The sequence below is a fragment of the Micrococcus sp. HMSC31B01 genome (assembly GCF_001816085.1).
GTDB classification, from domain to species: Bacteria; Actinomycetota; Actinomycetes; order Actinomycetales; family Micrococcaceae; genus Micrococcus; species Micrococcus luteus.
Genome location: NZ_KV825042.1, coordinates 1 through 8,880 on the forward strand (window position 1 = coordinate 1; position 8,880 = coordinate 8,880).

The following is an 8,880-nucleotide window of genomic DNA, read 5'->3' on the forward strand; positions in this document are numbered from 1 at the left end:
CGGGGCCGCGGAGGACGCCCGACCCGACACGGGCGCCGAGGGCACCGTGAAGCCCGAGCTGCGCCGCCGGGGCGCGGGCACGGCCGAGCCCGCCAACGCCTGAACGCGCCGTGACCGTGACGGTCAGCGCGTCATGTCGGCGCGCTGACCGCCGTCGTCGGGAGCGTGCTCAGCGAACGGCGCGGATCCGCCGCACCACGCACACCACGATCACCGCGAGACCGGTGAGGGCGCTGACGGCCGCGAGGGCGAGGCCGCCCACGAGGCCGACGTCCATCGCGGTGCTCTTGCCGAGCAGGTCCATGAGCACCGGGGTCGTGGCGCCGGAGTCCGGGTGGTCGCCGCCGTCGGGGAAGATGATCGCGGCCAGCGCGAAGGACCCCCAGGAGATGCCCAGCAGCGTGTGCAGCAGGCGCCCCAGCCGGATGCCGCCCCGCTGCTCATCCTGCGGGTCCACGCGGGGCAGGAGGAACAGGCTCCCCACCATGAGCACGAGGACGAGTTCGTGGGGCAGGGCGCCGAAGACCATGTAGATGACCGTCATCCAGCCGTTCGCGCCGAAGTTGGAGCGCAGGGCGAGCGCGATCAGGGGCAGGGCGAGGAGGGCCAGCGCCCACGGCAGCACGGCCCAGGGGCGCCACGTGCCCACGCTCGGGCCCTTGCGGGTGGGGGTCGGGGAGGCGAACTCCGAGTGCTGGGTGCCGGGCGCTGCGGTGCTCATGGCGCCAGCGTAGCCAGAGGGTGGCATCCGTCACGCTGGTAGGATTCGGGGGTACGGCCTCCGCGTGCACCGCAAGGGGGCGTTTTCCATGTACGGGCCGGTCCGGGGCGACCCGCGGCCCTGAGGAGAGATGCAGATGCCAGCGATCGCGATCGTCGGAGCCCAGTGGGGCGACGAGGGCAAGGGCAAGGCCACCGACCTGCTGGGCGGGCGAGTGGACTACGTCGTCAAGCCGAACGGCGGCAACAACGCCGGGCACACCGTCGTCGTCAACGGGGAGAAGTTCGAGCTCAAGCTGCTGCCCGCCGGCATCCTCTCGCCCAACGCGGTGCCGGTGATCGGCAACGGCGTGGTGGTGAACCTGGAGGCGCTGTTCGAGGAGATCGACGGGCTCGAGTCCCGCGGCCACCCGTGCGAGCACCTGAAGATCTCCGCCAACGCCCACCTCGTGGCGCCGTACCACCAGACCATGGACAAGGTGACCGAGCGGTTCCTGGGCAAGCGCGCGATCGGCACCACCGGCCGCGGCATCGGCCCCACCTACATGGACAAGGTGGCCCGCCTGGGCATCCGCGTGCAGGACATCTTCGACGAGTCGATCCTGCGCCAGAAGATCGAGGGCGCCCTGCGGCAGAAGAACGAGCTGCTGGTGAAGCTCTACAACCGCCGCGCCGTGACCGTGGACGAGATCGCCGAGTACTTCCTGGGCTACGCGGACCGCCTGCGCCCCATGGTCGTGGACTCCGTGAACCTGCTCAACGACGCCCTGGACGAGGGCAAGGTGGTGCTCATGGAGGGCGGCCAGGCCACCTACCTGGACGTGGACCACGGCACCTACCCGTTCGTGACCTCGTCCAACCCGACCGCCGGCGGCGCGGCCGTGGGCGCGGGCATCGGCCCCACCCGCTTCTCCCGCACCATCGGCATCGTGAAGGCCTACACCACGCGCGTCGGCGCCGGTCCGTTCCCCACGGAGCTCTTCGACGAGATGGGCGAGCAGCTGCGCACCACCGGCGGCGAGTTCGGCGTGAACACCGGCCGCCCGCGGCGCACCGGCTGGTACGACGCCGTCATGGCCCACTACGCCGCGCGGATCAACGGCTTCACGGACTACTTCCTCACCAAGCTGGACGTGCTCACCGGCATCGAGAAGATCCCGGTGTGCGTGGCCTACGAGGTGGACGGCGTGCGCCACGACCGCATGCCCATGACCCAGACCGAGTTCCATCACGCGAAGCCGGTGTACGAGCTCTTCGACGGGTGGACCGAGGACATCTCGGGCGCCCGCGCGTTCACGGATCTGCCGCTGAACGCCCAGCGCTACGTGGAGGCCCTCGAGAAGCTCTCGGGCTGCCGGATCTCCGCGATCGGCGTGGGCCCGGGCCGCGATCAGGTGGTCCAGGTCCGCGACCTCATCGAGGACTGACCCGGCCCGCCGCCCCGCCCCCGGCCCACCCTGGCCTGCACTTTCGAACGTGAAAGAGGGCGAATGGGCGCTTTCGAACGTGAGATAGGCCCTATCTCACGTTCGAAAGCGCCCGGGGGTCCGCCGGTCAGTCGGCCAGGCGGCCCGTCGTCGGGAAGCGGTCCCACACGCGGTGCGCGGGCAGCAGCTCCGTCAGCCGGCTGACGGCGGAGGCGCCGTCCGCCGCGGACTCGACGCCCTTGCCGGACACCTGGGCGGCCGCGAGGACGGCCTCCGCCGGCTCGAGGGCGAGGATCGCCTTGGAGTGGCGCCACATCTCCTGCAGCACCTTGACGACGCGCGGGTCCACCGCCTCGGAGTCGGCGGCGCCGGCCTTCTGGTCCAGGCTGGGGGCGGCGTCAGCGGCGGGGGCCGCCGGCGAGGCCACGACCACGGCATCCAGCTCGATGGACGCGGCGGTCAGGTAGGTCCGCTGGGCCACGATCTCCCCGGCCACGGGGCCGCCCTTCGGCGCGATGACCAGCGGGACCATGCCCGCACCGTGGATGCCCTGCACGAGGGCGTCCAGCTCCTTCTCGTCCACGGACTCGCCCACCACGACGCCGACCTGACGGCCGTCGAGCGGCCACGCCCCGCCGATCTGGGACAGCACGGGGGAGGGCTGCACGTCGGCCGGGGTCTCGGTCGGCGCGGGAACGGGGATGCCCAGGCCGTCCGCGACCTGCTGGGCCAGTCGCGTGTCGATCGCGGCGAGGTGGGCCAGCTGGCGCTCGCGGATGGTCTGCTCGTAGCACTTGCCCAGCTCGAACGTGTACGCCTGCGCCACGTGCTCGCGCTCCACCTCGGAGAGGGAGAGGAAGAACAGGCGCGCCTGCGAGAAGTGGTCGTCGAAGGAGGCGGCGTGCGCGCGCTCCTTCACCGACGCCGGCAGCGGCTCCGGGTGCTCGATGAACGCGTGGTCGTCCGCGGGGGTCTCGTACGGCAGGCCGCCGTCGAGCGAGTTGGGCCGGTACGGCGCCACGCCGCGATGCACGGCGCTCTGGTGGAAGCCGTCACGCAGCATGTCGTTGACCGGGGCGTGCGGGCGGTTGATGGGCAGCTGGGTCCAGTTCGGCCCGCCGAGGCGGGTGAGCTGCGTGTCCAGGTAGGAGAAGAGGCGGCCCTGCAGGAGCGGGTCGTTGGTGACGTCGATGCCGGGCACGAGGTTGGCCGGGTTGAAGGCCACCTGCTCCGTCTCCGCGAAGTAGTTGGACGGGTTGGCGTTCAGCGTCATGCGGCCGAGGGGTTGCACGGGGGCGAGCTCCTCCGGGACCAGCTTCGTGGGGTCGAGCAGGTCGATGCCCTCGAACATCTGCTCCTCGTTGTCCTCGAACACCTGCACGCCGAGCTCCCACTCGGGGAAGGCGCCGGCCTCGATCGCGTCGGCGAGGTCACGCCGGTGGAAGTCCGGGTCCATGCCGTTGGTGAGCAGCGCCTCCTCCCAGGTCACGGAGTGCACGCCGAGCATCGGCTTCCAGTGGAACTTGACCAGCACGGTGGAGCCGTCCGCCGCGATCAGGCGGTAGGTGTGGACGCCGAAGCCCTCCATCATGCGGTAGGAGCGCGGGATGCCGCGGTCGGACATGTTCCACAGGGTGTGGTGCTGGGCCTCGGTGTGCAGGGACACGAAGTCCCAGAACGTGTCGTGCGCGGACTGCGCCTGCGGGATCTCGCGGTCCGGGTGCGGCTTCACCGAGTGCACCACGTCCGGGAACTTGATGGCGTCCTGCACGAAGAACACGGGGATGTTGTTGCCCACCAGGTCCCACGTGCCCTCGTCCGTGTAGAACTTGGTGGCGAAGCCGCGGGTGTCGCGGGCCAGGTCCATGGAGCCGCGGGAGCCGGCCACGGTGGAGAAGCGGACGAACACCTCCGTCTCCTTGTCCTTGGCGAACAGCCCGGCCCGGCTGATCTTCGCGGCGGTGCCGTAGCCGCGGAACACGCCGTGGGCGCCGGCGCCGCGGGCGTGGACCACGCGCTCGGGGATGCGCTCGTGGTCGAAGTGGCTGAGCTTCTCCCGCAGGTGGTGGTCCTGCAGCAGGGTGGGGCCGCGGCGGCCGGCCTTGAGCGAGTGGTCCGAGTCCTGCAGGCGGACGCCGTGCGCGGTGGTCAGGTACGGGCAGCCCTGCGCGGCGGTCGCGGGGTCGGCGCCGGTGTCCTGGCCGGTGGGGGAGACCTGTGCCGGACCGCGCTGGTCCGGGGCCGGCGCGGCCACGGGCTGGTCCGGGTGGGTGAGGGCGGTGTGCTCCTCGAGGTCGGGGGTGATCGGCCCCGGCGTGCCGGGGATGTCGGGCTGCTGGGTGGTCATCGCGTCTGCTCCTGTGGTGTCGACGTGCCGCGCGGTGCCGCGCGGATCCGGGGCGGAGGACGACGGCGGCCGATGCGGGCCGACGTCGTGCCCGGCTTCCAGCGTGGCGGCTGGCCCCGGCGCTGACCAGGGCTGACGGCCACCGGCAGGGGCCTGGCTACCCTGGGGGCATGAGGATCAGCGTCGGACAGTTCGGGCCCGTGGGCGACGTCGAGGAGAACCTGGCCGTGATGGCCCGCCTCGCCGCCCGCGCCGCGGGCGAGGGGGCGGACCTCCTGGTGCTGCCCGAGGAGGCCATGCTCGGGGCCCGCGAGGTGGGGGAGGAGTTCCCCGACGCCGTCGCCGCGGCCTGGGAGCCGTTCGCCGCGGGCCTGGCCGCGCTGGCGCGGGAGCACGGGATCGCCGTCGTCGCGGGCGGCTACGAGCCGGGACCGGACCGGCGTCCCTACAACACGCTGCTGGCGGTGGGCGCGGACGGCGCCCGGCTGGGTGCGTACCGCAAGCTCCACCTCTACGACGCGTTCGCGCATCGCGAGTCGGACCGGATCACCCCCGGCGACGGCGGCGTCGCGGCGATCGAGCTCGGCGGGCTCCGCCTGGGCCTGCTCACCTGCTACGACCTGCGCTTCCCCGAGCTGTCCCGGCGTCTCGCGGTGGAGGGGGCGGACGTGCTCGTGATCCCCGCGGCGTGGTTCTCCGGCGAGCACAAGGTGGAGCACTGGCGCACCCTGCTCAAGGCCCGTGCGGTGGAGAACACGGTGTGGGTGGCCGCGGCGGACACGTGCTCGGACGGCACCGTGGGCCACTCGATGATCGTGGACCCGCTGGCGCTGCCCGTCGCCGAGCTCGCCGACGAGCGGGAGGCCGTGGTGACCGCGGAGGTCACCCGCGAGCGGATCGACGAGGTCCGGGAGTTCCTCCCCTCGCTCGCCAACCGCCGCACCGACGTCCTCTGAGCCGCCCCCGCCCGGCGGACGGGTCACCATTACCCCCTCGGGCTGGGAAAAGCCTAAAATCACGTCAGACGTGCAACCAGACGGGCGCCCTGGCGCCCGGAACGCGCCCCGCCCGGGGCGGGACGGGAGATCAGAGATGACCATCAACGCCGACGGCAGCCACGCCGTCCAGCCCCACACCGCGAACGCCCACACCGCCCCGGCCCGCCCCGTGCGCCACGCCGTGGTGGAGGAGGAGGTGCTCGAGCCGCTGCGCCCGGTGGACGGCTGGGGCTTCACCAACCGCGTCATCCTCCTCTCGGTGCTCGTCGTGATCATCGGCGACGTCGTGCGCGTGCTCACCGGCGGCCTGGGTGATCCGAACGGCTCCGTGGCGCTGGGCGAGACCGGCCGCGGCTGGGTCGTGCTGGTGCAGTCGTTCATGTTCGGCCTGGTGGGCGGCGCCCTGGCGGGCGCGGCCGGCTACCTGGTCGTGCTGCTGATGGGCGGGGCCGCCCGCTCCGTCGTGCGCTACGTGGTCGGCGGCGTGGTCGGCGGCTTCCTCGGTGCCGTGGGCCTGTTCGCGGTGTTCTCCAACACCGTCCTCTACGGGTCGGGCGTGCACCTGTTCTGGATGCTGCCGGTGGCCGGCCTGCTCGGCGGCCTCTGGGCGGGCGTCGTCTCCTCCCGCCGCTGATCCCGGACCCGGCGCCTCGGGCGCCGGGCACAGAGAAAGGCCCCGGTTCCGGCTCTCGCCGGGCCCGGGGCCTTCTCCGTCATCACTCGCACCTTCGATGAGGTGGCTTCAGCCTACGAACTCGCCTTGGGCTTTCCAGGGGAGTCGGCTGGGCTTTCCCTGGGAGTGTCCGCCGCCCCGAGCAGGTGCGCCAGCTCGTCGGTGGCGGCGACGAGGGCCGCCCCGCACCGGTCCGCCAGCTCGTCCGTGCAGCGGTAGGCCGGCACGAGTGTGCTGAGCGCACCGACCACCGTGCCCGCCACGCTGATGGGGGCGGACAGCGAGGTGACGTCCTTCTCCACGGAACGGGTGCGCAGCGTGTAGTCCCCCGCGGCCACGCTGCCGCGCAGGGCGTCGCCCACGGCCGTGCCCGCCAGGGGGACGGTGCGTCCGACCCAGTTCGTGTGGCGGACCGAGTGCGTGCCCTCCACGATCGCCAGGTAGACGGCGGAGTCCGGAGGGGTCGTCACCGAGAGGTAGACGGATTCGCCCGTGGCGGCCACGACGTGGTCCATCGGCCCGCGGGCCAGCTGCACGAGCGAGTCCCGGGAGAAGGCCCGCGCCCCGAGCTGGATGAGGCGCACGCCGGGGCGGTAGGCGCCGTCGTCGTCGCGGGCAACGAAGCCGGATCCCTCGAGGCTGCGCAGCAGGCGCAGCGCCGTGGACGCCGGCAGCTCCGTGGCGCGGGCGGCCTCGGTCAGGCTCAGCCGGGGCTGCTCGGTGACGGCGGCGAGCAGGTCCAGGGCCCGGTCCACGGTGCGCGTCGAGGCGGTGGGGGTGGTGGTCATGAGAGGGAGCGTAACGGGTGCGGGACGCGCGGATCGGGCTTGCGCGTGAGCCGAGTCACTGTTTCAATGTTCGGAAAGTGCATGCCGAGCCGTGAAATCACCGGGGCCACCCGTCCCGGCGGCGCACGCACCCCGTCGAGAGGAACTGCCATGGCCGTGGGCTTCACCCAGCACGACCCGTCCCGCACCATCCGCGCCCCGCGCGGCACCGAGCTCTCCGCCAAGTCCTGGCAGACCGAGGCCCCGCTGCGGATGCTCATGAACAACCTGGACCCCGAGGTCGCCGAGCGTCCCGAGGACCTCGTCGTCTACGGCGGCACCGGCCGTGCGGCCCGCTCCTGGGAGGCCTACGACGCCATCGTCGCCACCCTCAAGGACCTCGAGGAGGACGAGACCCTCCTGGTGCAGTCCGGCAAGCCGGTGGGCGTGTTCCGCACCAACAAGTGGGCCCCGCGCGTGCTGATCGCCAACTCCAACCTGGTGGGCGACTGGGCCGACTGGAAGACCTTCCGCGAGCTCGAGGCCGAGGGCCTGACGATGTACGGCCAGATGACCGCCGGCTCGTGGATCTACATCGCCACCCAGGGCATCCTGCAGGGCACCTACGAGACCTTCGCCGCGATCGGCCGCAAGCGCTACGACGGCTCCCTCAAGGGCACCCTGACCCTCACCGGCGGCTGCGGCGGCATGGGCGGCGCCCAGCCCCTGGCCGTCACCCTCAACGGCGGCGTCTGCCTGATCGTGGACGTCTCGGAGGACCGCCTGCGCCGCCGCATGGGCAAGCGCTACCTGGACGAGGTGGAGACGGACATCGACAAGGCCGTCGAGCGCGTCATGCAGGCCAAGCGCGACGGCGAGGCCGTCTCCGTGGGCCTCGTGGGCAACGCCGCCGAGGTGTTCCCCGAGCTGCTCGAGCGCCAGAAGGCCGGCACCGTCGAGATCGACATCGTCACCGACCAGACCTCCGCGCACGACCCGCTGTCCTACCTGCCGATCGAGATCGACGAGAAGGACTGGCACGCCGAGGCCGAGGCCGACCCGGACACCTTCACCAAGAAGGCCCAGGAGTCCATGGCCCGCCAGGTCGAGGCCATGGTCGGCTTCCAGGACATCGGCGCCGAGGTGTTCGACTACGGCAACTCCATCCGCGACGAGGCCCGCAAGGCCGGCTACTCCCGCGCGTTCGAGTTCCCGGGCTTCGTCCCGGCCTACATCCGCCCGCTGTTCTGCGAGGGCCTCGGCCCGTTCCGCTGGGCCGCGCTCTCCGGCGACCCGGAGGACATCCGCGTGACCGACGAGGCCCTGAAGGAGCTGTTCCCCGAGAACGAGCACCTGCACCGCTGGCTCGACGGCGCCGCCGAGTTCGTGGAGTTCGAGGGCCTGCCGGCCCGCATCTGCTGGCTGGGCTACGGCGAGCGCCACAAGGCCGGCCTGCTCTTCAACCAGCTCGTGGCCGAAGGCAAGGTCAAGGCGCCGATCGTGATCGGCCGCGACCACCTCGACTCCGGCTCCGTGGCCTCCCCGTACCGCGAGACCGAGTCCATGCTGGACGGCTCCGACGCGATCGCCGACTGGCCGCTGCTCAACGCGCTGACCGCCACCTCCTCGGGTGCCACCTGGGTGTCGATCCACCACGGCGGCGGCGTCGGCATCGGCCGGTCCATCCACGCCGGCCAGGTGGGCGTGGCCGACGGCACCGAGCTGGCCGCGGCCAAGCTCGAGGCGCTGCTCACCAACGACCCGGGCATGGGCGTCATCCGCCACGTCGACGCCGGCTACTCCCGCGCCGCCGAGGTGGCGAAGGAGCGCGGCGTCCGTGTGCCCATGGAGGCCACGATCCGGGACTGACCCCGGTCACGTCGTCGGACGACGACGGTGCCGCCGCGCCGTCGCCGTCCGACGACTTCACCGCCGCGAGCCGGACGGG

7 protein-coding genes are annotated in these 8,880 nt (G+C 72.3%); 4 read left to right on the forward strand and 3 right to left on the reverse strand.

The genetic code is table 11. The features are described 5' to 3' along the window. Nucleotides 1-169: 169 nt before the first annotated feature. Nucleotides 170-721, reverse strand: coding sequence for a hypothetical protein (locus HMPREF3105_RS04265; RefSeq protein ID WP_036315775.1), 552 nt, complete (start codon nucleotides 719-721; stop codon nucleotides 170-172). A gap of 136 nt (nucleotides 722-857) precedes the next feature. Between HMPREF3105_RS04265 and HMPREF3105_RS04270 the strand changes: the two genes are divergently transcribed. Beyond that, nucleotides 858-2,147, forward strand: coding sequence for an adenylosuccinate synthase (locus HMPREF3105_RS04270; RefSeq protein ID WP_036315830.1), 1,290 nt, complete (start codon nucleotides 858-860; stop codon nucleotides 2,145-2,147). Between the two features lie 127 nt (nucleotides 2,148-2,274). On the opposite strand, the gene HMPREF3105_RS04275 is transcribed toward HMPREF3105_RS04270, so the two are convergent. After that, a complete protein-coding gene (locus HMPREF3105_RS04275; protein WP_070708845.1) occupies nucleotides 2,275-4,494 on the reverse strand; it encodes a catalase in 2,220 nt (739 codons plus the stop codon). A gap of 170 nt (nucleotides 4,495-4,664) precedes the next feature. On the opposite strand from HMPREF3105_RS04275, the gene HMPREF3105_RS04280 reads away from it, so the two are divergent. Together HMPREF3105_RS04280 and HMPREF3105_RS04285 are read left to right on the forward strand one after the other, a co-directional pair. After that, the gene (locus HMPREF3105_RS04280; protein ID WP_043279483.1) at nucleotides 4,665-5,450 is read left to right on the forward strand and encodes a carbon-nitrogen hydrolase family protein; all 786 of its coding nucleotides are present in this window, start codon (nucleotides 4,665-4,667) and stop codon (nucleotides 5,448-5,450) included. A gap of 136 nt (nucleotides 5,451-5,586) precedes the next feature. Next, nucleotides 5,587-6,126: a hypothetical protein gene (locus tag HMPREF3105_RS04285; protein WP_020624964.1), complete on the forward strand. Its 540-nt coding sequence runs from the start codon at nucleotides 5,587-5,589 to the stop codon at nucleotides 6,124-6,126. 113 nt (nucleotides 6,127-6,239) lie between these two features. On the opposite strand, the gene HMPREF3105_RS04290 is transcribed toward HMPREF3105_RS04285, so the two are convergent. Beyond that, nucleotides 6,240-6,953, reverse strand: a complete 714-nt coding sequence (locus HMPREF3105_RS04290; RefSeq protein WP_020624963.1) for an IclR family transcriptional regulator — start codon at nucleotides 6,951-6,953, stop codon at nucleotides 6,240-6,242. A gap of 150 nt (nucleotides 6,954-7,103) precedes the next feature. Between HMPREF3105_RS04290 and hutU the strand changes: the two genes are divergently transcribed. Beyond that, nucleotides 7,104-8,801 carry a urocanate hydratase gene (hutU, locus tag HMPREF3105_RS04295; RefSeq protein WP_020624962.1) on the forward strand — a complete coding sequence of 566 codons (1,698 nt, stop codon included), beginning with the start codon at nucleotides 7,104-7,106 and terminating at the stop codon, nucleotides 8,799-8,801. Nucleotides 8,802-8,880: the final 79 nt, after the last annotated feature.